The following is a 24,914-nucleotide window of genomic DNA, read 5'->3' as shown; positions in this document are numbered from 1 at the left end:
AGAAAAGGGATGGCAAAGCCATCCCTAAAGAAAATTTAATCTGTTTCAGTTTTCTACTCTACGATCAAGTAGCTTCTTCTTCGGGAGAAGTGAAAAATTCGTTGACTTTGTTGGAGAGTAGAAATGGAATAGCTCCTTTTATAACGGAAATGTCCCAGTCCCACCATGCAAGGTTTTCTAGTTTTTCAATGATTTCTTGCGGGAAACGATATCGAACTAGTTTGGCAGGATTACCAGCGACGATTGCATATGGAGGTACGTCTTTTGTAACAACACTCTTGGCCCCGATAATGGCCCCGTTACCAATTGTAACACCAGATAAAATGCAGGATTGATAACCAATCCATACATCATTGCCGACTACGATATCACCTTTTGAAGAAGGATGACCAGTAATGTGTGCTCCTTCTTCGAAGAGGACATTAAATGGATAGGTTGTTATCCAATCAGCACGATGTTCACCGCCAAGTACGAAAACGACTTCTTCTCCTAATGAACAAAACTTACCTATTTTTAATTTTGTTTCATCATTCCAAGAAAAAATAATAGGGCCTACTTTACTGTAAGTATAATCACCGATATCATATTTAGTATATTCAGGTTTTTGATTTAAATATAACATACCAATTTTAGCATCCTCTCTAAAGAAAGTAATGGATATGGAACATTATATGCAAGGTGAAGTAAGGCGAACTATGTTGTATGAAAGGGTAATGTGCAAAAATGTTAGTAGGCAAGATGAATAAAAGGGAGTGAAATGTATGAGATACGAAATGGGATTATATAATAAACCTTTTCAGTCGATTCAATTAGGAAAAAAAGTATATGAAGTACGCTTATACGATAAAAAACGTCAACTTATAAAACAAGACGATGAAATTGTATTTACGAACCTTACGACAGCAGAAACGATGGCTGTAAAAGTAACGGAGATAAAACGATACGAAAGCTTTAAAGCAATGTACGAACAAATTGATAAAAAATTATTTGATTGTGAAGAACTTAGTATAAAAGAAATGTTAGAAAGTACATACGGAATATATACGAAAGAACAAGAAAAAGAATGGGGAACAGTTGCGATTGGTGTTGAGGTAATAAAGTGAGAGGAAATCGCGGTGCAGCTATAATTATACAAGGAGGTAAAATCGCTCTTATAAAACGTGTTCGAGAAGGTGAGATGTATTTTGTTTTTCCAGGCGGGGGAATTGAAGAAGGAGAAACGCCTGAAGAAGCAACGAAGCGAGAGGTTTATGAAGAATTAGGGGTACATATACAAGTGGAGCATCTGATTGCAAAGGTGGAGTATAAAGGTACGGAGTATTATTATAATGCCCATATTATAGGTGGAGTTTTCGGAAGTGGTTAAGGCGAGGAGTTCGAGCTGAAAGATAGAGGGAGTTATATTCCTTTATGGATGCCGGTAAATGAGTTGCCAAATTTAAATGTAAAACCTTATGATGTGGCCAAATGTGTATTTGATTATTATGGAATATAAGGTCTGACAACATACAAAAAAAACCATTGACATAGCCTTCTGATTTAAGTATTGTATTCGAGTATGTTTATAATCAGGAGGTTTATATGAGCAATCAAACTACTACACATCATGTGAAAATGACAACAGCAGATCCATCTGGAATCGGTCTATTTGGATTAGCGATGGTAACACTTGTAGCATCGTCTCAAAAGTTAGGCTTAACAGATGGCGTTTCACTTGTATTACCATGGGCAATCTTTTTAGGAGGATTTGCACAAATCTTTGCATGCATTCACGATGCAAAGCACAACAATACGTTCGGTACAACAGCATTTGGTGCGTACGGCCTATTTTGGTTAGGTGTTGGAATGACTTGGTTAATTCAACTTGGAGTATTTGGCGAAAAATTAGCCCAAACTGCAGATTCAAAACAGCTCGGTGTAGCCTTTATCGGATACTTGATTTTCACGATCTTTATGACAATTGGTGCAATGGAAACACATAAAGTATTATTTATGATTTTCGTCCTTATTGATTTCTTATTTATCGGTCTTTCATTAAGTACTTTAGGTGTTATGCCGCACGCAATGCATAATTTAGCAGCGTATTCTGAACTATGTATTTCATTATTATCTTTCTATGGTTCAGCAGCAGCTGTGTTAAATACACACTTCGGAAAAGTTGTATTACCAGTTGGAAAACCCTTTGGTATTTTTAAAAAGTAAAAAAAAAGAACAGATGATTGTATAGTCATCTGTTCTTTTTTTTATGGAATAAAATAAAATAGCAAAAAATATAATTGAAATTGATTATCATTATTAATATAATGAGAATGAGAATCAATTATTGTAAGAGGGGGATGCCGAAGTGGCGAAAATTTTAATAGCGTATGCAAGTATGTCAGGGAATACAGAGAGTATTGCTGATTTAATTAAAGTAAGTTTAGATGCCTTTGATCATGAAGTAGTATTGCAAGAGATGGAAGGTATGGATGCTGAAGAATTATTAGCTTATGATGGAATCATTTTAGGATCTTATACGTGGGGTGATGGTGAATTACCATTTGAAGCGGAAGATTTCCATGATGAGTTAGAAAATATAGATTTGACGGGTAAAAAAGTGGCTGTTTTTGGATCAGGTGATACGGCGTATGAACTGTTTTGTGAAGCGGTAACGATATTTGAAGAACGTCTTGTAAAATGTGGGGCAGAACTTGTACAAGAAGGATTGAAAATTGAATTAGCTCCAGAAGATAAAGAAGACGTTGAAAAATGCAGTGATTTTGCAATTGCTTTTGCCGAGAAGTTCTAGGAACGGGAGTGTCAACGTGGAAACAATGTTAAGTGCAACTGCTATTACAAAGTTAAGAGATGGAAAGCTTTTGTTAGCTACTACATATAATGGTTTATTCATTGAAAAAGATGGAGAATGTAAACAGGCTTTAACTGGTTTCCAAAAACGAATTCGAGATTTACATAGTGAAGGTAACGTAGTTTACGGAGTAGGAGACGAAGGAGTTTTTATTCGTAGTATGAATGGTGGAGAAACGTGGACGATCCAGCGCTTTCCAACGAAAGCAACGAGCTGGAATGTATGTAGTAATGAGAATGGAACAGTAATTGCTCATGGAGATAAAACACTGTATCATTCTAATAATTTTGGTTCCACATGGGAGACTATTCAGCCATTTCTTAATTACGGTAGTGAGGCACCATCTATTCGATCATTATTTTTATATAAACATTACTTATTTATCGGTACGAAAATACATACTAAATATGGTGGTGTTTGGCTTTTTGATTTAGAGACACGTAAATTAAAAAGGATTAAAATAGCGATGAATCAGATGATTTCTGCGTTGACTATACATAATTCCTATTTAGTAGCGGCAAGTGGATCGTGCAAGGGGATTAGCGGAAATATTTCTTTTTGCAGAATAAATGAGAGTATCGAAAGTGATAAAATAGGCTGGCATACATGTCAAAGTGAACAAAAAGCGAGTAGTTATTTAGATTTAAGTGTGGATCAACATGTGTTATATACAACGTCAACGCAAAATAAGGCGGGAATTAGCACTGTTTGCCGTGTGCTTCTTGAAGAAGGAATTGTTACAGTATGTGATTCGGTTAAAGGGCATGGTTGGCGCATTGTTAATGAAAAAGAAGGCTATGTTGTAGCTGGATCAGGTGAATTAAAAACGATGCAGTGGAAAAAAAAAGCTGTATAACTTTAAAAAAACTTTACTTTTATTATATTGGTATGATATAGTTACTTTAAACCATTTTACTTTTAATAATATAGAGATTTAAATGAGCTGTAACTTCCGAGGAGGATAGCAATGTTAAATCTCCTCTGGGGTTGCAGTTTTTTAATATATGATGTATTATTGTAAAGTGGTTGAAAATGAATATGTACATATAGGTACATTGTAGGAGGATTTTTTAAATGCAAAACGGTAAAGTAAAATGGTTTAACGCAGAAAAAGGTTTCGGTTTCATCGAGGTTGAAGGCGGAGAAGACGTATTCGTTCATTTCTCAGCTATCCAAGGCGACGGCTTCAAATCTTTAGAAGAAGGTCAAGAAGTTACTTTCGAAGTAGAACAAGGTAACCGTGGACCTCAAGCTACAAACGTAAACAAGAAGTAATTATGAAAAAAAGAAGGGCTTGCCCTTCTTTTTTTTTGCGTTTTTATTGAATATCCTCCTATGTACATGTAATAATAAGACTGAATTTTTGATTTTTATGCGAAGTTTTTCATGCATAAAGTGCATTAATAAATAAATACTGAAAATAAAGTATGTGTGTGAAAAGGAATTTAGAAAGAGGTAAATAAATTGAAAAACGCTACACACTTCATTGTGTTTGATATTGAAAGGAATTTTAGGCCGTATAAATCAGAAGATCCGTCAGAAATAGTTGATATTGGAGCTGTAAAAATAGATGTGAGTACAATGAAGGTTATTGGAGAATTTTCAGAGTTAGTAAAACCAAGTGCCCCATTAACTCGTCATACAACAAAATTAACTGGAATTACAAAGAAAGATTTAATAGGTGTAGGGAATTTCCCTCAAATTATAGAGAAATTTATTCAGTTCATCGGAGAAGATTCAATATTTGTTTCATGGGGAAAAGAAGATTACCGTTTTCTATCTCAAGATTGTACATTATACGGTGTAGAATGCCCATGTATGGAAAAAGAGAGCAGATTTGATGTGCAAAAATTTGTTTTTCAGGCGTATGAAGAATTATTTGAGCATACACCAAGTTTACAATTTGCAGTGGATCAGCTCGGCTTAACGTGGGAAGGGAAGCAGCACCGGGCTTTAGCAGATGCTGAGAATACAGCAAATATCTTTCTGAAAGTATATGGCGAGAGAGATATTAACAAGCGATACAAGAGACATGGTGAGCTTGAACTTGTAAAGAACGGAAAACTAACAGAAAAAGCGAAAAAAAGGATGCGGAAATGGGTGTTTAAAGAACTGAGAAAAAATACAGAGCGTCCTTTTGTATGGAGTGCATTTGAAAGTAGTGACACGTGGGAAAGTATAACGGAAAGATATTATATAAGTGAATCAGCAGTAGAACTTCTGAAAAAACACTTTCCTACTGCGGTGAGAAAAGCGGAGCGGCAGCTTAGGTATTTGGCTGAGATGGAGAAAGTAGTAGAAGAAAGTTAGTAATAAAATTTATTTTATTCATATGTACAACTAGACTTCAGGATTAAGTTGCTGAAGTTTAGTTGGAAAATTCACGGCTTGTCCCGTATTAGGAATGGAGTATTTTATTGTTTTTAGTACGGATATACATAGAAAAGAGTGTAGTTTAATGGAAGTAATCTTTAACATTTTAACCGTTTTAGTTTTTTTGATAATATTTACCACACTATTTGCACTAATTACACTTCCTTTCATAGCAAAGAAGAAGAATTGGAAAAAGCTTAATATATCTTTAAATCGTGGTGTATTAAAGATTAAAATCGAAGAATAAGATAAGAGTTTTATACAAGGGAGGTGTGATAGTGATAGACTTGGATATCAAAGACGTCACCGTAAAGATGGAATTAAACGGGGTCTTTTGGAATGAGGATGGGATCGCTGAAATGACGGTGACTACAAAAGAAGAGCATTCTCTTCTTCTTCGTCTAGTAGTTGACTTAGAAAGTAAAACTATTAGGGCGACGAGTGCCGAAATAGTGAATGGATTCTGCCCTCTGTGCAAACAGAAAAGGGACGAATGTAGTGAACTTAATGACTTACAAAACAAAATGGATATTTTAGAAGAAGCTTACGATTGGGTGAGAGAGCATCCAGAATATCGTTTTCAATTATCTTTTTACGAGTACAATAAATTTGAGGTAGTGAAGTGAAATTTTCATTTTAACAACATACATAATGACTAAAAGGAAAAACACCAAAAACTTATAGAAGGACTTGGTCAACTAGAAATATTGAAGTAGATGTCTCTCATGGAAATACGCTTGTACAACAAGGAAGGAATCTGCTTGATTCTACAAGAAATGTCATCTTGGAGCAAAAATATTTTTTAAAAATAAGCATATTTGTTATAAAGAAGAAAAACCGATTCTTAGTAGAATCGGTTTTTAGTATAAATGTCAACTATGTCCCAAATAAAAGAGCGCTTGTTAATAGAGCTCAGTAAAAATAGGTATATGGAAGCATTTATTCGATCCCATTCGGATCATAAGAATACTGCTGTTTATTCTCAATCCGCTCAATTACGTCTTGTAATTCATCCGGCTTCAAAAACTCAATGGGAGAGAAGCCTTTCTCAAACGTAAGTGTATCAGCCTCAATCATTAATACATATCGGTCGTTTACCTTTGCAATATGTATTAGGTCTCCGAAATCAGCAAGCAAAGCCTTCACAGAGATATGATCTGCTTTTAGCTTTAATTCCACTTCAGGGGCGTGCTCGACGATTTGAGCGGTAGCTTCCATTACTTCTTCTGTTGAAAATTGTTCCATAATTTCGCGTTTCGGACTGGCAGCCCATACTTCCATCGCTTGGTCGAACTGTTCACGTTCTTCAGTACCTTCTTCAAATACATCTTCAATTTGGTCGTATACCATGTCCATTACTTGTGTTTTCATAATTTCAGGCATAGAGCGTTCGTATTCGACGAATTTTAAGAAGTCTTCAAAGTAGCGGGCGTGTGATGCTTGGTGTATTTTTAGTTCGCCAGGCTCCACCATACCTTCTTCAGGCATGTATGGATATTGGATAGATTTCATATTCTTTGTTGTGATGGCCATTTCAACGTTACGAATAAGTGTTGATTCATCAGAAATGGAAGCGACTTTTGGTTCGAAGTCACATTTCATTACGAATACGAATGGATCATCAAAGTATTTGCGTAGTTTTGCTTGAGCGATTAAAAATACACCACCACGTACAGCGCTTGTGTCAAGGTATGTATAAACGAGAGGTTCGCTCATATCTTTGAAGTTTTCTTTTGTTTCTGCAAAACGAATACGATTAAATAAGTTGTAATGAGGGTTTGAATCGAGTTCATGACCTTCTTCTACAATAAAGCGACCGATCTTTGTTGGGGCTTGTTCTGTTTTTGCGTGACGTTCTACTTTTCGCTTTGAAATTTTTAATAATTCACCATTCAAAAATTCTTTTAAAGAGCTATCTTCATACTCTTCAGCGTCTAATGTTTGAAAATGTTTATAGCGTTTATCAACTGCTTCACCTTTTCCTTCTACTTGTACTACATAAAAGGAAAGAAAATTTATTTCAAAATCCATATTTATCACCTTGTTTCATTTCATTAACTCTTATCAGTATAGAGATGGAAAAAACTTTCGTCAATTTATATAAGGAAGGGGGAGCCCCTTCCTTATATATTTGTTATTTTCGAAATTAAAATCCGTCTTCTAATGCTGAAAATGGAATATTTAGCCTATTTTCTACTGTACGTAAACGCTGATTTAAGCGGTTTAATCTACGCGTATGACGCTCAACTGTGTTTTCTAGTTGACGTACTCTTTGCTCAAGCTCATTTACTCGTCTTTCTAATTGACGGTTTCCAGTACCAGGGAAAGAGATTGGAAGTTGAAATTGTCGATTTTGATCATATGGATTAACTTGTTCTGTTTGATCTATATATTGTTGGTATTGTGCCTGTAAATCATACTGAGGTTGGTAACCATATTGGTTATATGGATCATAAGGATTGTAGGGATACATAAAAACATCCTCCATTTCTTTATAATAGGTTAAATTCATCATAATGTATGTGCAAAAGCGGAGTAGTGGCACGGCAAATACCTATATACCTGAAGTGAATGATTGTTTTTACCGATAAAAGCTCGGTTTAAGTTGTTAATAATGATCACATATGAGAAAGCGGTATTACGGTTTCTGAAGCATGCAGGTGAATAGAGAGGTGAAATGAAAGGGTTTTACATTTGTATTTCATCTGTTGAATGGTATATACTGGATAGAGATAGGTTACATAAAAGTTACAATCTTATCAAACTCGAAAATTTATATAAATATGTATAGACATTTACAAAAGAAAAGAGTAGTTTTAATAGAGTAAAAAACAACTTGTAACATTTTCTAAATATATTGTAAAATGATTGTAACAAAACATACATAAAAATGAAATATTACATAAGAAATAATGTTGGGGAAAAGGAGAGAGTATATTGTTCCGAAAAATAAAGGGTATATTAGTAGGGGTGCTATGTGTAGCTGTAGTAAGTGGTTGTGGCACAAAAGTAAGTGATGTGGCATTAGTAAGTGATTTTGGTGGGAACGTTGTAGAGGCTAAGGCTGATGTACAGGATTCAATTAGCTTAGTGGATGGGCGTACTGGTACTGAAGTGAAAAAAATAGACTTATCGAGCTTAGGTTATTTTGAAGATGAGGCGAAATTCAAAAAATCGGTAACGAAGGTTGCAGGTGAAGTTGGGAAAAGCGTTGACAAAAAGATGGTTCCTTCACGTATAGCTCCTGATGGATCATGGCAAGAAGGAAAGCCTTCTTTTGAATTAATGGAAAAAGAATTAGTAGATAAATTATTAAACGTTGGTATGTGGGATTCTTCATATCAGTTACCTATCGTTGAGAAAAAGCCTACCGCAACATTAAGTGATGCGCAAGGAAGTGGCACGGTAATTGGTAGATATGAAACGAATTTAGGTGGATCAGCAGGTGGCCGTATTGAGAATATTCGTTTGTCGGCAGCGAGCATAAATGGAGTTGTATTAGCAAAAGGAGACAGTTTCTCTTTTAATGCATTAATCGGTGATACAACGCCAGATAAAGGATATCAATTAGGTAAAGAAATTGTAGATGGTAAATTAGTAGATGGTTATGGTGGTGGCGTTTGTCAAACATCATCAACGCTATACAATGCAGCAGATCAAGCTGGTTTGAAAATGGTAGAGAGAACTACACATTCTAAAACAGTAGGTTATGTCCCTCAGGGAAGAGATGCAACAATTGCTTATCCATATTTAGACTTAGTATTTGAAAATACGAATGATGCTCCTGTTAAGCTTTATATGGGTATTCAAGGCGGAAAGTTAGTTGCTGAAGTACATAAGATGAAATAAATATGTAGTTAAAGGATAAGAAAGTAAAATATTTATAGTTTCTATAATTGAAGCCATCTCTTCTGAATTTCAGAGGAGATGGCTTTTTGTCATTAATGGCCTTCTTAAAAAACTATGAATTCTGATTTTTCTTATTTACATAGTGTGTTTTTAGTTGTATCCTTCATAGTAACGGCGATGTTAGTTTGTTTTGAAATAAAGGATTAGGAGAGGAAGTTATTCATGGTACAAATTCATCCGAAAACACGTATTGGTCATGTCGAATTTAAAGTAAAAGATTTAGAGCGTCAAATTGCTTTTTATGAGAATGTAGTAGGGTTAGAGGTAAGTAAGGAAGAGGGGAATAAAGCATATTTAACAGGAAAAGGTGGTAAGAATACGTTACTTGTTCTTGAGCAGTTGGAAGATGCAGCGCTACAAGAACCGCGTACGACGGGTATATATCACGTTGCCTTTTTAGTTCCGACTCGTGAAGCTTTTGCTTCGGCACTATTTGGTGTTATTCGCAATAAAAAGGTAATTGATAGTCCGGCTGAGCAAGAAGGACGTTATACATATTCAAATGAAATTTTGCCAATTTCAAGATTTAATAGTGCAAGTGATCATACGTATAGTGAGGCGTTTTATTTACAAGATTTAGAGGGGAATGGTATCGAGATTTATGCAGATCGCCCTCGAGGTCAATGGGGAGAAGGGCCAGGGGGAAGTACGCCACTAGATTTAAAAGAACTGGCAACGCTCGTTAATTATGAGTTTGATGGATTACCTGCTGACACTGTCGTTGGGCACGTCCATTTACGAATAGCTGATGTAGAAAAGTCACATGAGTTTTATGTAGATACAGTAGGTTTTGAAGTACAACAGCGTGAAGATGATTGCTTATTTATTTCGGCAGGAGGGTATCATCACCATATTGGTGCAAATACGTGGAACGGGGTAAATAATCCACATCCACCAGCACATGCAACTGGACTAAAAGTGTATACGATAGTACTACCGCATAAAGAAGCGTTAGATGAAGTGAAAGAAAGATTAATAGAAAAACAACATGAAATAAATGAAACTACAAATGGATTTACTGTAGTAGATCCAAGTGGTATTACAGTGCAGTTTGAAATAGAAGCAGTATAAAAGGAAAAAGGAGCCAGAAAGTGTTTAATCACTTTCTGGCTTGTTTTTGATTATTTAGAGCTCAATCCAATACCTTCTCACAACATTCCCATCTTCTTCAGTGAAATCATCATCACGGAGACCGCCGTTATGTAAAATCGTTTTCTCTGAAGCAGTATTCACTTCGTCGCAAACGACAAGTGCTTTCGTGATGTTTAATTCTTTCGTTTTTTCTAATGATAACTCTAGTAACTTTGTAGCATAACCTTTTCTTCTTTCAGAAGGGCGAATACCATAACCGATATGGCCTCCAGCATTAAATAAATGCTCCGTCAAACTATGACGAATATTAACAGCTCCTACAATTTTATTTTCATTTGTAACAAGCCAATAAGTAGAATCTGGTACCCAAGTTTCAGGAATATTTATTCCGTTATGTGCGTCGTGTAATTCTTGAATCATTGCCGTGAAATTAGAAGGATTTTTTGAAATAACCCATGGAATCATCGTTTCACCGCTATCTTTCCATTCGTTATAAAAATCTAAGTATTCTTCTTGTAAATCAGTAGTAGGTGTAAGTAAAGAGACGTTCATTGTTAGTAAGCTCCTTTTATTTATGTTTTATTTCACAAAAATTATGATATAAAATGAAAGCGTTTCCTGATTTTCTCAACCTCATTTCATGCAACTCATATACCATTTTTAACTGAAAATAAGTTAGACGTTGAACTTTAAAGTTTTTTTGTATGAGAAGTAGGTTGTTTTATTTATGTTAATATTTAAAATATTAACATAAATAAGTTGAGATATTAAGTATATTTTAATGAAATGCTTTTATATCGATAAACGGATGTTTGTGATAATTTTTGTTTTATCTATCTATAATGAATGAAAGGGGGAAATGCCCGTGAGCTTACATATTGATTTTATTATACGAATCGGTGTTGCCGGTTTATTAGGCGCAATAATTGGAATTGAAAGGGAAATTCGCTCAAAAGAAGCGGGATTAAAAACACATTTCCTAGTAGCCGTAGGGAGTGCTTTAATAATGGTCGTTTCGAAATATGCTTTTTCGGATATTGTGTTTGAAGAACATATGGCTCTTGATCCGAGCCGGATTGCAGCGCAAGTTGTTAGTGGAGTTGGATTTTTAGGTGCAGGTACAATCATTATTCAAAAGCAGGCAGTGAAAGGATTAACGACAGCGGCTGGTTTATGGGCTACAGCAGGAATAGGGCTAGCAATTGGAGCAGGTATGTATGTTGTAGGGATTGGAGCGATGATTCTCGTTTTGATTGGTTTAGAGATTGTAAGTCGTATTTTTAAGGTGCAATTTTTATTTCCGCAAAATATAACGGTGCAAATGTGTATAAATAAACACGAAGCGGTACAACAAATAGTAGAGACGCTACGAGTGAAAGGTATTCCAATACTTTCATATGAAGTTGAAGCCTTACAGCAAGATACAGAAATAGTTTATAAGGTAGGAATGCAATTGAAAAATATATCGTCAGAAGAAAAGAATGCATTTATTCAGCATATGCAAACATTGCCGGAAATTACGTTTATAAAGTTAAAATCATAGTGTTGAAATAGAGGATAGATGTAGCAGGAATTTCGCTATTATCTATCCTTTTTTGACATAAATCACATGTGAAGTCAAGTGTTATTTTCGCTTTGAATGGATACATGTGTGAACGTTCCCTTCTTTTTTCTCAATACAGAATAAATAGTCAGAATAGTAAAATAATGGAGCGGGACACTAAAAAATGTAAGGTAGGGGAGAGCATGAAAGGCTATTCAAAAAAAGTTTTAGTAGGGGTAAGTTTTGCTAGTTTAATGTTAGGGAGTTTTCAAGGAAGCATATTGGCGGAAGATACTAAGGGAGAGCAAGTTTCATATCGAAATGTGCTAAAAATGGAGCCGGTTGGTGTACAACTGCCCGTGGAAGAATTAGCTCATTCATCGAAAGTATTAGAAAGCAAGTCTTTTGAGAAAAGGCTACAATTTGCTGATTTATCGCAAAGACCGCCTGAAGTAAAAAAGGAAAGTAAGCAATTAGCTGTAGCAAAAACTTATACAATTGCTGAATTAAATCAATTAAGCAATCAACAATTAGTAGATTTACTTGTAACAATCGATTGGGAGCAAATTACGGGGCTATTTCAGTTTAATAAAGACAGTCTTGCATTCTATCAAAATGATAGTAGGATGCAGGCAATTATTGATAAATTGAAGCAGCAAGGACAGGCTTATACGCAAGACGATTCAAAAGGGATTGAGACATTAGTGGAAGTTTTGCGATCAGGGTTTTATTTAGGGTTTTATAATACAGAATTAAGTAAACTAAATGAACGTAGCTATCATGACAAGTGCTTACCTGCATTAAAAACGATTGCGAACAATCCAAATTTCAAACTCGGTACGTTAGAACAAAATAAAGTTGTATCATCATATGGGAAATTAATAGGAAATGCTTCGAGTGATGTGGAAACGATAACATCGGCTGCAAAGATTTTTAAGCAATATAATGATAATTTTTCTACATTGGTAGATAATCTTTCAGCTGGAAATGCGATTTACGATATTATGCAAGGTGTTGATTACGATATTCAATCGTATTTGTACGATACGAGAAAAGCACCGAAAGATACAGTATGGTACCAAAAAATAGATAGCTATATTAATGAATTAAGTAGATTCGCGTTAATGGGAACGATTACAGAGAAAAACGGATGGCTTATTAATAATGGAATTTATTATACAGGTAGACTCGGCACATTCCATAGTACAGGGACAAAAGGATTACAAGTTGTAACAGATGCGATGAAAATCTATCCTTATTTAGGTGAGCAATATTTCGTAGCAGCTGAGCAAATTACGACGAATTATGGCGGGAAAGATGCAAACGGTAACGTTGTTAATTTAGATCAAATACGAGAAGATGGGAAGAAAAAGTATTTGCCGAAAACGTATACGTTTGATGATGGTGCAATTGTTTTAAAAGCGGGAGATAAAGTGACTGAGGAGAAAGTTAAACGTTTATATTGGGCAGCAAAAGAAGTGAAGGCACAATTCCATCGTACGGTTGAAAGTGACCAACCGTTAGAAAAAGGAAATCCAGATGATGTATTAACGATGGTTATTTATAATAGCCCGGCTGAATATCAATTTAATCGTCAATTGTACGGGTATGAAACGAATAACGGCGGTCTTTATATAGAAGGAACAGGTACGTTCTTTACTTATGAACGTACGCCAGAAGAAAGTATTTATAGTTTAGAAGAATTGTTCCGACATGAATTCACGCATTATTTACAAGGTAGATATGAAGTGCCAGGACTTTGGGGACAAGGTAAGATGTATGAGAATGAGAGATTATCTTGGTTTGAAGAAGGGAATGCTGAGTTTTTTGCAGGTGCAACGAGAACGGACAATGTCGTTCCAAGAAAGAGTATTATAGGAGGACTATCTTCGAATCCAGCAGAACGTTATACCGCAGAGCGAACGTTAAATGCAAAGTATGGAACGTGGGATTTCTATAATTATTCCTTTGCTTTACAATCGTATATGTACAATAAGAGATACGATATGTTTGATAAAGTTCATGATCTTATTAGGAAAAATGATGTAACAGCATATGATGCATATCGCTCTGCTTTAAGTAAAGATGCGAATTTAAATAAAGAGTATCAAGACTATATGCAAATGTTAGTAGACAACCGTGAGAAATATAATGTTCCGTTAGTGTCAGATGATTATTTAGCAACTCATGCACCGAAACCAGTTTCAGATATTGCCGCAGAAATTACAGCGGAAGCAAAATTAAGTAATGTATCAGTAAAGAAAAATAAATCACAATTCTTTAATACATTTACACTGCAAGGAACGTATACAGGTACTGCTGCAAAAGGAGAAAATGAAGACTGGAAAACAATTACGCAAAACGTTAATGATACGTTAAAACGTTTAAGTGCAAAAGAATGGACAGGCTATAAAACTGTAACAGCATACTTTGTGAATTATCGTGTGAATGCATCAGGGCAATTTGAATATGATGTTGTGTTCCACGGTATTAATACAGAAGAAGGTGCAGTGAATAAAGCGCCGGTCGCGGTTATAAATGGTCCGTATAGCGGACATACGAATGAAGCGATCTCGTTTAAAAGCGATGGATCAAAAGATGAAGATGGGAAAATTATTTCTTATAAATGGGAGCTTGGTGATGGTACTGTAAGTAATGAACAAAATCCAACTCACGTTTATACAAAAGAAGGGACGTATACAGCGAAATTAACAGTAACAGACGATAAAGGGTTAACTAATACTGCTACAACAAGTGTAACGGTTCAAAAGAAAGAAGATAACAGTGTAGAAAAAGAGCCAAATAATTCATTCCAAACGGCAAATAAACTGCAGTTAAATCAAGTTTTACGTGCTAGTTTAGGAAACGGTGATACGAGTGATTACTTTGAAATAAATATAGAAACTGCGAAAAACCTTCAAATTAATGTAACGAAGGAAAATAATATCGGAGTAAACTGGGTTCTTTATTCAGAAGCAGATTTAAATAATTATGTTACGTATGCACAGCAACAAGGAAATAAATTAGTAGGTAGTTACTATACGTATCCAGGGAAGTACTATTTACATGTATACCAGTATGGTGGTGGAACAGGGAATTATACGGTAGAAGTGAAGTGAAAAAAAGGGTCGCCATGAATGGCGACCCTTTTTTGTTATGCGTTATACCCGAATAATTTTAGATCTTCTCCTGAGTCTGAAATTATTTTTTCGAATCGCAATCCTACTTTTTCTAACAGCGTGCCTGAAGCAACATTATCTATAGAAGTAATTGCTACAATTCGTTTCAGTCCGAGCTTTTGTACACCGTATTCGATTACTGCAGCAGCTGATTCATAGCCGTACCCTTTTGAACGGAATTTTTCTAAAAAAGCAAAGCCGATATCAACATCTTCTAATGAATCTCTTTTAATAAGGCCGCACATACCAAGTGGAGTGAGATCTTCTTTTCGTTCAACTAAGTAAAGACCAAAGCCCATTTTATTGTACATATCGACGGGTCCGTTTAAGATGTATTTTTTTGCATCTTCTAAGTTTTTAATGCCTTTATCACCAATAAATTGAATCCATGCAGGATCATTTACTAATTCAAGAATAAACGGAGCATCTTTTACATCGAGCCAGCGAAGAGTGAGTCTTTCAGTTTCAAGAACTATCAATCTATTGCACCACCTTTAAAAGTTATAACAATTAGTATGGATTGTGCGAAATAAAAGTGCAAGTTATTTTAATTGAGAGTTACTGTTCACATAAAGTTCGATTGTTTTGTATAAAAGGATATTTTATAATTAGGATTGATTGTAAAGAGTGAGATACTTATACAATGACTCCTAGGAAACTAGGAGTTTTTACTATATGACTATCATTATTACTAAATATGACACACTACACATTCTACTCAAGGAGGTACATAATGAAGAAATTATATAATGCATCGTTTACTTATTTGATTATCGGTTTATTGTCAGGAATATTTGCTAGGGAGTATGGGAAATATAAAGGGATTTTAGGCTCTACTTTATTAAATCTTTTGCATACGCATACGTTAGTACTTGGCTTTTTCTTCTTTTTAATTGCTTTAGGATTAGCGAAAGTATTCGCGTTTCATGAAGTGAAAGGATTTAATAACTGGTTTATTTTACATAATATCGCATTAACTTTAATGTTAGGATCGCTGGCAGCGAGAGGACTTCTTCAACTAAATGGAGCGGACTTTAAAGGGTTAACTTATATTGTAGGGTTCTCTCATTCTATGATGGCATTTACTTTAGTTTGGTTTATGATTTTATTGAAAAAATCGTCTAAAATATAGTTTTAAAAAAGAACTTGTAGGGAATACTGCAAGTTCTTTTTTGTATATAAAATTTCATAAATTTAACTATTCTAATTATTTTGTATAAAAATGGTATAATTAATGTAGAGTAAATAATATAAAAGGAGAGTATGTAATGGAAATAACAATTGAGCGTTTAGTAAATGAATTAAAGGATGTACTTCCTGAAGATCAAGTAGTGGTTAATAAGACAGTAAGAGAGTTACATAGTAAAGATGAATCTTACCATAATAGTAGTTTACCTGATGTAGTTGTTTTTCCGAAAACGATGGAAGAGGTTAGAGCAATAATGAAAATAGCGAGTGAGCATAAAAAACCTGTCATTCCATTTGGAGTAGGTTCTAGTTTAGAAGGTCATATAATTCCTTATGAAAAGGGGATTACAGTTGATTTTTCATTAATGAACAAAATACTTGAAATAAGAGAGAAAGATTTTCTTGTGAAAGTACAACCAGGAGTGACTCGTTCTCAGCTCAATAAAGAATTGAAAAAGTACGGTTTGTTTTTTAGTGTAGATCCAGGTGCAGATGCAACGTTAGGAGGCATGGCTGCTACGAATGCGAGCGGAACGACAGCGGTTAAGTATGGCGTAATGCGTGATCAAGTTCGTGATTTAGAAGTGGTGCTTGCTGATGGGCAAGTGATACATACTGGCAATTTAGCGGCGAAGTCATCATCAGGTTATCATCTAAATGGTATTTTCGTAGGATCAGAGGGTACGCTTGGATGCTTTACAGAGCTAACATTAAAAGTATACGGCATACCAGAACATGTTATGGCTGCGAGAGCATTGTTTCCAACTATAAATGATGCAGTAGAAGCTGTTATTAATATACTACAAGCTGGTATTCCAATTGCGAGAATAGAACTTGTTGATGAATTATCTATGAAACAAGTAAATCATTACAATGAAACAAATTACAGAGAAGAACCAACACTGTTTTTAGAGTTTCACGGAAATGAAGCAGGGCTAACGCAAGATATCGAGTTTACGAAGGAAATTGTTTTTGATCATAAATGTAAAGAAGTTGCTTTTGAAACTGAAACTGCGGCAAGAAATAAATTATGGGATGCAAGACATAACTTAGCTTATTCTTACGTTCATAGTTACCCTGGCAAAAAGCTAATGAGTACAGATGTATGTGTGCCAATTTCAGAGTTAGCTGGCGCGATTCAAAATGCGAAAGAGACGTTAGATAAGGTGGGCCTTGTTGGTGGTATTCTTGGCCATGTAGGAGACGGGAATTTTCACGTGCTCTTAATGATTGATCCAAATGATAAAGATGAAGTGAAAAAAGCGGATGAAATAAATGAAAGTATTGTACTGTATGCTCTTAAGCGTGGCGGAACTTGTACAGGAGAGCATGGCGTTGGAATAGGAAAGCAGAAGTATCAAGAAGAAGAACATGGTGCGGCATTATTGGTAATGGAGAAAATAAAGAAAGCTCTTGATCCGCAAAATATTTTAAATCCGAATAAAATTTTCAAGCTAACAGATAAGGAATGATGAAGTTTGGAGAAACGAATTATACACTTTGAAGGATTGGTGGTCTTATTAGCTGCAATTTATATATATGGATTATGTGGATTTAGTTGGTTATTATTTATTGTATTACTTTTTGCACCTGATTTAGCAATGGTGGCGTACGCTATTAACAAACGTATCGGTGCACAAATTTATAATCTATTTCACACATATATCATATCAATATTACTTGTTTTAATAGGGGTCTATTTAAAGATGGATACGATTTTAATGATTGGTTTAATATGGACAGCACATATTGGAATGGATCGAATGCTTGGGTATGGATTGAGGTATGAAACTGATTTTAAGGATACGCATATTCAGAGGTTATAAAAGTGATTTGAGAAGGGTGGTCAATTGAAACAATTTATTACTGTTGAGAAATATAATACACAATGGGAAAGTGAATTTTGTAAATTACAGACGTTGATTAATAACGTAATGGGAGAACTCATTTTTTCTATAGAGCACGTTGGGAGTACATCTGTTAAAGGCCTTGCTTCTAAACCGATATTAGATGTCGATGTTGTAATAGAAGATTATGATGTTTTTCCAAAAGTAATAAAGAGACTTGAACAGGTAGGTTATTTTCATCAAGAAGAGTGGAGTTTTAAGGGGAGAGAGGCTTTTGGGAGAAAGGGTCAATATGTTCCGAGGGACGGGAAGAATACAATTTGGATGGAACATCATTTATATGTATGCGATAAGAATAGTGAAGAGTTAAGAAGACATGTAGCGTTTCGTGAGTATCTTCGTGGAAATCCAAACGTTGTTATTGAATATGGAAAGCTAAAGAAAGAATTAGCAGAAACGGCGGAAAATCGCTTAAATTATAGCTTAGGTAAAACGGAATTTATTGAATATGTATTAGAAAAAGCTATGAAGGATCGTTGAATAAGGGAGTTTGTATAAATAAAAAAATTGACTAAGGTGGCAGAAATCATATAATGCCACCTATTATTTTTGAAACAAAGGTTTTACTATATGCACTGACCTTATAAAACAATTATCATCTGTCCCTGCCCAATAATAAATCTCGTAAATATAATGGGAAATAAGAAGATAAGAAAAGAGGGAGCTTATGTACATACCAAAACATTTCACTATACAAGATGAAGAGACGAAGTACGAAATGATTGAACAAAATAGCTTTGCAACTTTATTTTCTCAACATAACGGAGCACTGTACGCAACGCATTTACCGTTATTGTTAAATAGGGAAACACTTACTTTATCCGGGCATTTTGCACGTCCAAATGAGCAGTGGAAAGATAGTGGAAATCAACAAGTGTTAGCTATTTTTCAAGGGCCACATAGTTACATCTCTCCGTCATGGTATGAAACAAATAAAGCAGTACCAACATGGAACTATGTTGCGGTGCATGTATATGGGGAGTTAGAAATTGTTGAAGATGAACAGGAATTAATAGATTCTCTTCAAGATTTAGTACATAAATATGAAAATCCAAAGAGCACGTACTCACTGAATAATGTAGATCCGAATTATATGGAAGGATTAAGTAGGGGAATAGTTGGGTTCAGAATAAAGATAAATAAAATAGAAGGGAAAGCGAAGTTAAGTCAAAATCATTCTGTGGAGAGAAGAGAATTAGTTATAGAAGAACTTGAGAAAGTTGGGAGTGAAGGGAGCAGGGGGATTGCAGGGTTGATGAAGAAGGGTGTTTAAAATAATGGTGGAGTGTGAATACACATTTATAAAGTGTTAATATATTGTATTTATAGATTTTTATAGTGATTTAGACGCTGTATTTATGGGGGCAATTTTCTTTAGTGTTTTAAAAAATTTACAGCATGTGATTAATTTAATGGATTTAATGTTAAATAAATGTTGAGAAATATTAATGAGATATTTATATCTTAATATCTATTTGTTATTATTTATGTGAGAATATTCGAAAAAGGGGGATCTTATGAACATTCCAGTGAAGGGAAGCGAACAGGTTACAAAGCAACTTAATGAATGGTATCAAGCAATGTTACAACAACAATTGTCAAAAGCAACTAATTTAAAACAAGAAATTGATAAAAATATTGATGTTTTGAAACAAGAATCAAATAAAATGTTGCAAGAACAAAATTTATTATATTATTTCTTACTAGATTTTCGTTATAAAACGCTTGTTGATAGATTTAGTATCACAAAGAGAAGCTTTGACGAAATAGATTCTTTTAAAATTCCGACGGATGGTTTCTTATCTTATTATTACAATTTTTGTAAAGCGGTATATGCTACTATAATTAAAGATTATAAAGAAGCGAAAAAATATTATGAAAAAGCAGAGTTTCTTTTGAAAGACGTTCCAGAAGAAATTGAACAAGCTGAATTTCAATCTAAGTTAGCCTTATTCTATCATAATAATAATGAACCACTTTTAGCTGTTCACTATGCAACTATTTCAAAAGATATCTTCTCTAAACACCAAGGTTATGAAAGTAATACTGCTTCTTGCGAAAATACTATTGGAATGAGTTGTGTATCTCTAAAACAGTTTGAACAGGCCGAGGAACATTTAAATTCTGCATTAAATTTATTACAAAAAAATAATGAAGAAAGATTAATTTCATTCGTGCGGCACAACTTAGGGTGGCTATATGCAAATCAAAACCTTTCTGAATTAGCTATCCGTCACTTATCAGAAGTAACAGAGAAAATACCTAATCATTTCAAAGCTGTTTTTTTACAAGCTAGGGAATATTCTAAGTTAGGTGAAACAAATGTATCTTCTATCCTTATTGAAAAAGGATTGGAACTTTGTTTAGAAGTAGAGAATGAAGAATATACACATCATTTCAATATTTTAAAAGCATTAAATAATAATGTGACTATCGAGGAATTAAAAAGGGTAATTGTTACAGGGATTTCTTATTTCAAAGAAGAGAATCTTTCTTATTATGTAGAAGAATATGCTGAGGTGATGGCAGCTAGGTTATATGAGGTATGTGATTATAAAACGTCTAGTGAATATTTTTGTTTAAGTCTTGAAGCAAGAAAAACAAATTTAGCTAAAGGGGCGTTAAAATAATGAAGAAACTGAGTTTAATGGTAATGAGTTTAGCTGTTACAGGTATTACAGTTTTTACGATAAATACTACTCCAAAGATTCAACAAACAGCAACCGCAAATACTGTCGTCAATAAGTTACAATCGACTCACGGAGAAGGGTGGTCTCCAACGAGACCTGAGTTAGTATACTTAGAGGGAAGACAACTCTAAAGTATTATTTTAAGAGTGCTAGCTTTAGTTGATATTATTTACTGGCTTGTAAACATTAAAGGTTTACAAGCCAGTTTTTTGTTGTTAGAGCTACCTTCACATTATGTTGAAAGTAATCCGTCATAATTTTAAACTATTGTAATGAATTTTAATAAAAGATTGTTGAGGAATATAGTGAAGATATTGGAACATACAAATTCTCATTAGTTATATTAAAATGGATTCATTCTCTTCTCCTTTATTTTTTATCAACATTTGTACAATAGCTGGATTTTTATATTCGAGAATAGTTGTTCCTTATCGATGTACCTGAATATAATAAGAAAAAATGAAGATTGAATAGAAGAATTTTAATAGAACAGTTACCAAGTTAACGCATTAGGAAAGAAATAGGTAGGAAGTAAGGAGCTCTCCTTTGTTCGTGACAGCTTGTTTGGTGTATGTATCTTTTTCGCATGGGAGGAAATTGATAGAGGTGATAATATACAACTGTAATCACATAGAATATGCTAACGATATGTAATACATAAAAGAAACGCAAACTAGAGTATTAAATTACGTTTTTTTTTCACAAGATGGAGAAAAAAGTAGAAAAGGTGTTTTTATACGAAAACACCTTTTCTACTTATAATGTTCCTTTATGGAAAATAACGAATCGTGTACTTGAATTTAGTGGGAATTACACTAATAAATAATACAATTAGGAGCAGAAAAACAGTCTTAGTGCTCTAAATCACGTCCCGCAAAAAGTCCTATAAGGGCGATTCGACGGCGCTGGAGGCATGCAGTAATCCGCTTGTTCTTGAGAATATTCATAAGGATTTGCTAAAGCTTGAAGAAGTTTCTCCATTACGCTATAGTCTCCATCTTTAACAGCTGCTTCTAGTGCTTCTTCTACTCTGTGGTTGCGAGGGATGATTACTGGGTTGTTATTTTTCATTAATTTGTATGCATCATCTTTCGATTCTTTTTGTCTTTCTAACCGAGATTGCCATAGCTCGTACCATTCTTTAAATTCAGGACTTTCAAATAAAGGTGCATTTTCTAATATATTGTCAGTTAATGCACGGAATGTATTTGTATAATCTGCTTTATATTTTTCCATTGCTTTTAAAAGTTTCTCAATAAGGGATTGATCTTGCTCTTCATTGCTAAATAGTCCTAATTTCTTCTTTATTCCGAGGAACCAATTGTTTTCGTACTGCACGCTAAACTTTGAAATTTCATCTTGTGCAATTTTTAGTGCTTCTTCTTCATCTTCATGTAGTATCGGTATTAAAGATTCAGCTAAACGTGCGAGATCCCATGCAGCCATATATGGTTGATTTCCGTATGCATAACGGCCTTGTGTGTCAATAGAGCTAAATACTGTTCCTTGATTATAACTATCCATAAAGGCACATGGACCGTAATCAATCGTTTCACCGCTAATCGTTATATTGTCAGTGTTCATTACGCCGTGAATGAAGCCAACGAGTTGCCATTTTGCGATAAGGCTTGCTTGTCTCTTAATGACTTCTTGTAGTAGTGCGACATATGGATTTTCAGTAGATTCAACCTCTGGATAATGTCTTTTTATCGTATAATCAGCTAAAGCTTTGAGATCTTCGATTGAGCCTCGAGCTGCGGCGTATTGGAATGTTCCAACGCGTATATGACTGCTTGCAACTCTAGTTAAAATAGCTCCAGGTAACTTCGTTTCGCGATAGATTGATTCGCCAGTTGAGACTACTGCTAAACTGCGAGTAGTTGGAATATCAAGCGCGTACATCGCTTCACTAATAATATACTCACGTAGCATTGGACCGAGTGCAGCACGACCATCACCGCGGCGTGAATATGGAGTTGGACCGGAACCTTTCAATTGAATATCAAACCGTTCGCCTGAAGGAGTAATTTGTTCTCCAATTAAAAGGGCACGACCATCTCCTAACATGTTGAAATGACCAAATTGGTGCCCAGCATACGCTTGAGCTAGTGGATGAGCTCCTTCTGGAATAGTATTACCAGCTAAAATGGCGATTTCAGCGTCCTTTTTTAGTTCCTCAGGATTAAAGCCAAGAGATATTGCTAAAGAATTATTTAGTTTAATTAACTCCGGTGAGTGTACAGGAGTTGGGGGGATTTCTGTATAAAATGATTGTGGTAAAGTCGTATAACTATTATCTAAATTCCAACCTGCTTCATTATTTTTAGTCATTTTATCTCCTCCTTGTTTATTTTTTTATTATGTATTTGTACGTATGTATTCTTTGTAAAATTAGCTAAAAGTATAATATGATATTTCCCCTTGAAATCTATTGTAAGGACTTCATTGCACTATGTCTATTTAACAGCAAATAATAAAACTCCATTTTAAAAAAATGGAGTTTTATTATTATTTGATTTTTACAATTATCTTTCCTTTTGCTCTTCCAGACTCTGAATATTCCATTGCTTTTTGAGTATCTTCAAAAGGGAAAATGCGATCGATTATAGGTTTGATTTGTCCAGATTCAATATACTTTGCAATTATACGTAATTGATCTCCGCTTGGTTTCATAAACAAAAACGAATATTGAGCATTATGCTTTTTTTCAAGTGCAGTAAGTTTTTTGCTTGCTAATGAAAATAAGAGTGTTTTGAAAAATCCTGAACCAAATTCTTTACCGAAGCGAGCATTCGGCATTCCTGAAACGGAAACAATGTTCCCTTCGCTTTTTATAATATCGAATGATTTTTCAAGTGTTGTACCGCCAAGTGTATCAAATACCGCATCATAATTTTTCAGTATATCTTCAAACTTTTCTTTTTTGTAATTAATAATTTCATCTGCGCCAAGAGACTTTACTAAATTTTCACCAGCTTCACTAGCGGTTGTTGCAACAGTGGCACCCATTATTTTTGCTAACTGAATTGCGAAAGTACCAACACCGCCGGATCCAGCGTGAATCAAAATCTTTTGTCCTTTTTGTAATTGCATGATGTCATGTAGTGCTTGATATGATGTTAAGCCAACGAGTGGAATCGACGCCGCTTCCTCAAAAGTTAAATTTTTCGGTTTTAAGGCTATATCATCTTCATGAATGGCTATATATTCCGCAAAAGTACCGATCTTATCTTTTCTTGGACGTGCATATATTTCATCACCAACTTTAAATTGAGTCACCTTTGTTCCGACTTTTACAATGACACCAGAAAAGTCATTACCAAGAATAAGGGGCATTTTATATTTAAGTAACAACTTCACTTTTCCATCGCGTATTTTAAAATCAATTGGGTTAATGCTAGCTGCATGAATTTCTGCGAGCACCTCATACTGATTTATTTCAGGGGTGGGCATCTCAGTCATGCGCATTGGAACTTTCCCATACTTATCAATCACCATTGCTCTCATTTCTTATACCTCCAAATTTCAATAAAAGTTTTGCAGTAGCTTCTCAATATCTAATACAAGATTTTTTAATAATCCTAATTTGGTACGTATGTCAATATAATAAAAGTTCTTTGTACCTTCTTTACGCATTAAAATAATACCAGCTTCTCGTAAAATCTTAAGGTGATGTGATACTGCTGGTCGAGAAAGGTGTGTTTGTTTAGTGATTTCGCCAACACGTAATCCAGTTTGACATTCTGTTTTCATTAGAACTAACAAAATAGCTTGACGTGTTTCGTCACCAATTGCCACTAATACTTTTTGACAATTAATAAAATCTTCTTTAATAACATTTAATTGTTCTTGTTTATTCATTTCAATCACTATACCTCCAATAATTAGTCGAAAGGTTTAAGATGATGAACCATTACATCGATACGGTAATGCTACATGAATGTTGTATGAGCTGCAATATTGAGAAAGAAAATCGAGACGAATCCATTTTTACGTATTGAAAATAATGGAGTAGTTATTATAGGGAATAGAAAATAATGGAGTTGAAAGGTAGAAAATGATTTAACAATACGATGTCTGCCGAGGATAAAGGGTAGCCATTTAACAATAAAATAAGCGGTCGTAACCTTGTATAATTTACAAGGTTACGACCGCTTATAATGTTTTTATTATTTTTGATGTCTA

The 24,914-nt window shown here is 34.5% G+C and carries 26 protein-coding genes and 1 pseudogene; 19 read left to right on the top strand and 8 right to left on the bottom strand.

Going from position 1 to position 24,914, the window contains the following annotated elements; genetic code table 11:
* Positions 1 to 64: 64 nt before the first annotated feature.
* Positions 65 to 622, bottom strand: a complete 558-nt coding sequence (locus QCI77_RS17835) for a CatB-related O-acetyltransferase (protein WP_113769604.1) — start codon at positions 620 to 622, stop codon at positions 65 to 67.
* Between the two features lie 139 nt (positions 623 to 761).
* On the opposite strand from QCI77_RS17835, the gene QCI77_RS17830 reads away from it, so the two are divergent.
* From QCI77_RS17830 to QCI77_RS17795, 8 genes and pseudogenes are all read left to right on the top strand, one after another.
* A complete protein-coding gene (locus tag QCI77_RS17830) occupies positions 762 to 1,103 on the top strand; it encodes an ASCH domain-containing protein (RefSeq protein WP_002128458.1) in 342 nt (113 codons plus the stop codon).
* Positions 1,100 to 1,495: pseudogene (locus QCI77_RS17825) on the top strand (NUDIX hydrolase). Before QCI77_RS17830 ends, QCI77_RS17825 begins: the two are co-directional and overlap by 4 nt.
* A gap of 86 nt (positions 1,496 to 1,581) precedes the next feature.
* Entirely contained in the window at positions 1,582 to 2,202 is a 621-nt protein-coding gene (locus QCI77_RS17820) for an acetate uptake transporter (protein WP_000070943.1), read from the top strand.
* A gap of 142 nt (positions 2,203 to 2,344) precedes the next feature.
* The gene (locus QCI77_RS17815; protein ID WP_001062757.1) at positions 2,345 to 2,788 is read left to right on the top strand and encodes a flavodoxin; all 444 of its coding nucleotides are present in this window, start codon (positions 2,345 to 2,347) and stop codon (positions 2,786 to 2,788) included.
* A 16-nt stretch (positions 2,789 to 2,804) separates the two neighbouring features.
* The gene (locus QCI77_RS17810) at positions 2,805 to 3,704 is read left to right on the top strand and encodes a WD40/YVTN/BNR-like repeat-containing protein (RefSeq protein ID WP_353825304.1); all 900 of its coding nucleotides are present in this window, start codon (positions 2,805 to 2,807) and stop codon (positions 3,702 to 3,704) included.
* Positions 3,705 to 3,922: 218 nt separating this feature from the next.
* On the top strand, positions 3,923 to 4,123 hold the full coding sequence (gene cspB / locus QCI77_RS17805; protein WP_001179147.1) for a cold shock-like protein CspB: 201 nt from the start codon (positions 3,923 to 3,925) through the stop codon (positions 4,121 to 4,123).
* A gap of 189 nt (positions 4,124 to 4,312) precedes the next feature.
* On the top strand, positions 4,313 to 5,158 hold the full coding sequence (locus QCI77_RS17800; protein WP_033709367.1) for an exonuclease: 846 nt from the start codon (positions 4,313 to 4,315) through the stop codon (positions 5,156 to 5,158).
* Between the two features lie 341 nt (positions 5,159 to 5,499).
* Positions 5,500 to 5,847, top strand: a complete 348-nt coding sequence (locus QCI77_RS17795; RefSeq protein ID WP_033709368.1) for a hypothetical protein — start codon at positions 5,500 to 5,502, stop codon at positions 5,845 to 5,847.
* Positions 5,848 to 6,160: 313 nt separating this feature from the next.
* On the opposite strand, the gene QCI77_RS17790 is transcribed toward QCI77_RS17795, so the two are convergent.
* Complete coding sequence (locus QCI77_RS17790; RefSeq protein WP_002014380.1) at positions 6,161 to 7,252, bottom strand: DUF3900 domain-containing protein; 1,092 nt, start codon at positions 7,250 to 7,252, stop codon at positions 6,161 to 6,163.
* Positions 7,253 to 7,367: 115 nt separating this feature from the next.
* Positions 7,368 to 7,694, bottom strand: coding sequence for a hypothetical protein (locus QCI77_RS17785; protein WP_002087720.1), 327 nt, complete (start codon positions 7,692 to 7,694; stop codon positions 7,368 to 7,370).
* Positions 7,695 to 8,158: 464 nt separating this feature from the next.
* Between QCI77_RS17785 and QCI77_RS17780 the strand changes: the two genes are divergently transcribed.
* Both QCI77_RS17780 and QCI77_RS17775 read left to right on the top strand, forming a co-directional pair.
* Entirely contained in the window at positions 8,159 to 9,070 is a 912-nt protein-coding gene (locus tag QCI77_RS17780; protein WP_002033606.1) for a VanW family protein, read from the top strand.
* Between the two features lie 222 nt (positions 9,071 to 9,292).
* A complete protein-coding gene (locus QCI77_RS17775; protein WP_088031026.1) occupies positions 9,293 to 10,201 on the top strand; it encodes a VOC family protein in 909 nt (302 codons plus the stop codon).
* A gap of 54 nt (positions 10,202 to 10,255) precedes the next feature.
* Here QCI77_RS17775 and QCI77_RS17770 read toward each other — a convergent pair whose 3' ends face one another.
* A complete protein-coding gene (locus tag QCI77_RS17770) occupies positions 10,256 to 10,774 on the bottom strand; it encodes a GNAT family N-acetyltransferase (RefSeq protein WP_002033611.1) in 519 nt (172 codons plus the stop codon).
* A 313-nt stretch (positions 10,775 to 11,087) separates the two neighbouring features.
* On the opposite strand from QCI77_RS17770, the gene QCI77_RS17765 reads away from it, so the two are divergent.
* Together QCI77_RS17765 and colA are read left to right on the top strand one after the other, a co-directional pair.
* On the top strand, positions 11,088 to 11,765 hold the full coding sequence (locus QCI77_RS17765; RefSeq protein WP_002066498.1) for an MgtC/SapB family protein: 678 nt from the start codon (positions 11,088 to 11,090) through the stop codon (positions 11,763 to 11,765).
* Positions 11,766 to 11,968: 203 nt separating this feature from the next.
* Positions 11,969 to 14,884, top strand: coding sequence for a collagenase ColA (gene colA / locus QCI77_RS17760; RefSeq protein ID WP_149190808.1), 2,916 nt, complete (start codon positions 11,969 to 11,971; stop codon positions 14,882 to 14,884).
* A 35-nt stretch (positions 14,885 to 14,919) separates the two neighbouring features.
* Here the strand turns inward: colA and QCI77_RS17755 are convergent, their stop codons facing one another.
* The gene (locus tag QCI77_RS17755; protein WP_002137638.1) at positions 14,920 to 15,423 is read right to left on the bottom strand and encodes a GNAT family N-acetyltransferase; all 504 of its coding nucleotides are present in this window, start codon (positions 15,421 to 15,423) and stop codon (positions 14,920 to 14,922) included.
* 254 nt (positions 15,424 to 15,677) lie between these two features.
* Here QCI77_RS17755 and QCI77_RS17750 point away from each other — a divergent pair, with 254 nt between their 5' ends.
* From QCI77_RS17750 to QCI77_RS17720, 7 genes are all read left to right on the top strand, one after another.
* Positions 15,678 to 16,076 carry a DUF2871 family protein gene (locus QCI77_RS17750; RefSeq protein WP_002033617.1) on the top strand — a complete coding sequence of 133 codons (399 nt, stop codon included), beginning with the start codon at positions 15,678 to 15,680 and terminating at the stop codon, positions 16,074 to 16,076.
* 136 nt (positions 16,077 to 16,212) lie between these two features.
* Positions 16,213 to 17,604, top strand: coding sequence for an FAD-binding oxidoreductase (locus QCI77_RS17745; RefSeq protein WP_353825303.1), 1,392 nt, complete (start codon positions 16,213 to 16,215; stop codon positions 17,602 to 17,604).
* A gap of 6 nt (positions 17,605 to 17,610) precedes the next feature.
* Positions 17,611 to 17,958 carry a DUF4260 domain-containing protein gene (locus tag QCI77_RS17740; RefSeq protein ID WP_353825302.1) on the top strand — a complete coding sequence of 116 codons (348 nt, stop codon included), beginning with the start codon at positions 17,611 to 17,613 and terminating at the stop codon, positions 17,956 to 17,958.
* 24 nt (positions 17,959 to 17,982) lie between these two features.
* Positions 17,983 to 18,519, top strand: coding sequence for a GrpB family protein (locus QCI77_RS17735; RefSeq protein ID WP_201064911.1), 537 nt, complete (start codon positions 17,983 to 17,985; stop codon positions 18,517 to 18,519).
* 187 nt (positions 18,520 to 18,706) lie between these two features.
* Positions 18,707 to 19,312, top strand: coding sequence for an FMN-binding negative transcriptional regulator (locus QCI77_RS17730; RefSeq protein WP_353825301.1), 606 nt, complete (start codon positions 18,707 to 18,709; stop codon positions 19,310 to 19,312).
* 244 nt (positions 19,313 to 19,556) lie between these two features.
* A complete protein-coding gene (locus QCI77_RS17725; protein WP_353825300.1) occupies positions 19,557 to 20,669 on the top strand; it encodes a response regulator aspartate phosphatase in 1,113 nt (370 codons plus the stop codon).
* Complete coding sequence (locus QCI77_RS17720) at positions 20,669 to 20,860, top strand: Phr family secreted Rap phosphatase inhibitor (protein ID WP_002165311.1); 192 nt, start codon at positions 20,669 to 20,671, stop codon at positions 20,858 to 20,860. Before QCI77_RS17725 ends, QCI77_RS17720 begins: the two co-directional genes overlap by 1 nt.
* Positions 20,861 to 21,593: 733 nt before the next feature.
* Here the strand turns inward: QCI77_RS17720 and QCI77_RS17715 are convergent.
* The 3 genes from QCI77_RS17715 to QCI77_RS17705 form a co-directional block, all read right to left on the bottom strand.
* Complete coding sequence (locus QCI77_RS17715) at positions 21,594 to 23,060, bottom strand: protein adenylyltransferase SelO (protein ID WP_353825299.1); 1,467 nt, start codon at positions 23,058 to 23,060, stop codon at positions 21,594 to 21,596.
* Between the two features lie 177 nt (positions 23,061 to 23,237).
* A complete protein-coding gene (locus QCI77_RS17710; protein ID WP_113709615.1) occupies positions 23,238 to 24,236 on the bottom strand; it encodes an NADP-dependent oxidoreductase in 999 nt (332 codons plus the stop codon).
* Positions 24,237 to 24,254: 18 nt separating this feature from the next.
* Positions 24,255 to 24,599: an ArsR/SmtB family transcription factor gene (locus tag QCI77_RS17705; protein ID WP_002033417.1), complete on the bottom strand. Its 345-nt coding sequence runs from the start codon at positions 24,597 to 24,599 to the stop codon at positions 24,255 to 24,257.
* Positions 24,600 to 24,914: the final 315 nt, after the last annotated feature.

This window comes from Bacillus cereus group sp. MG9, from assembly GCF_040459995.1.
In the GTDB taxonomy this organism is placed as follows: Bacteria; Bacillota; Bacilli; order Bacillales; family Bacillaceae_G; genus Bacillus_A; species Bacillus_A mycoides.
The sequence above is the reverse complement of the archived record's forward strand: the minus strand, read 5'-3'. Positions and strand labels throughout refer to the sequence as shown.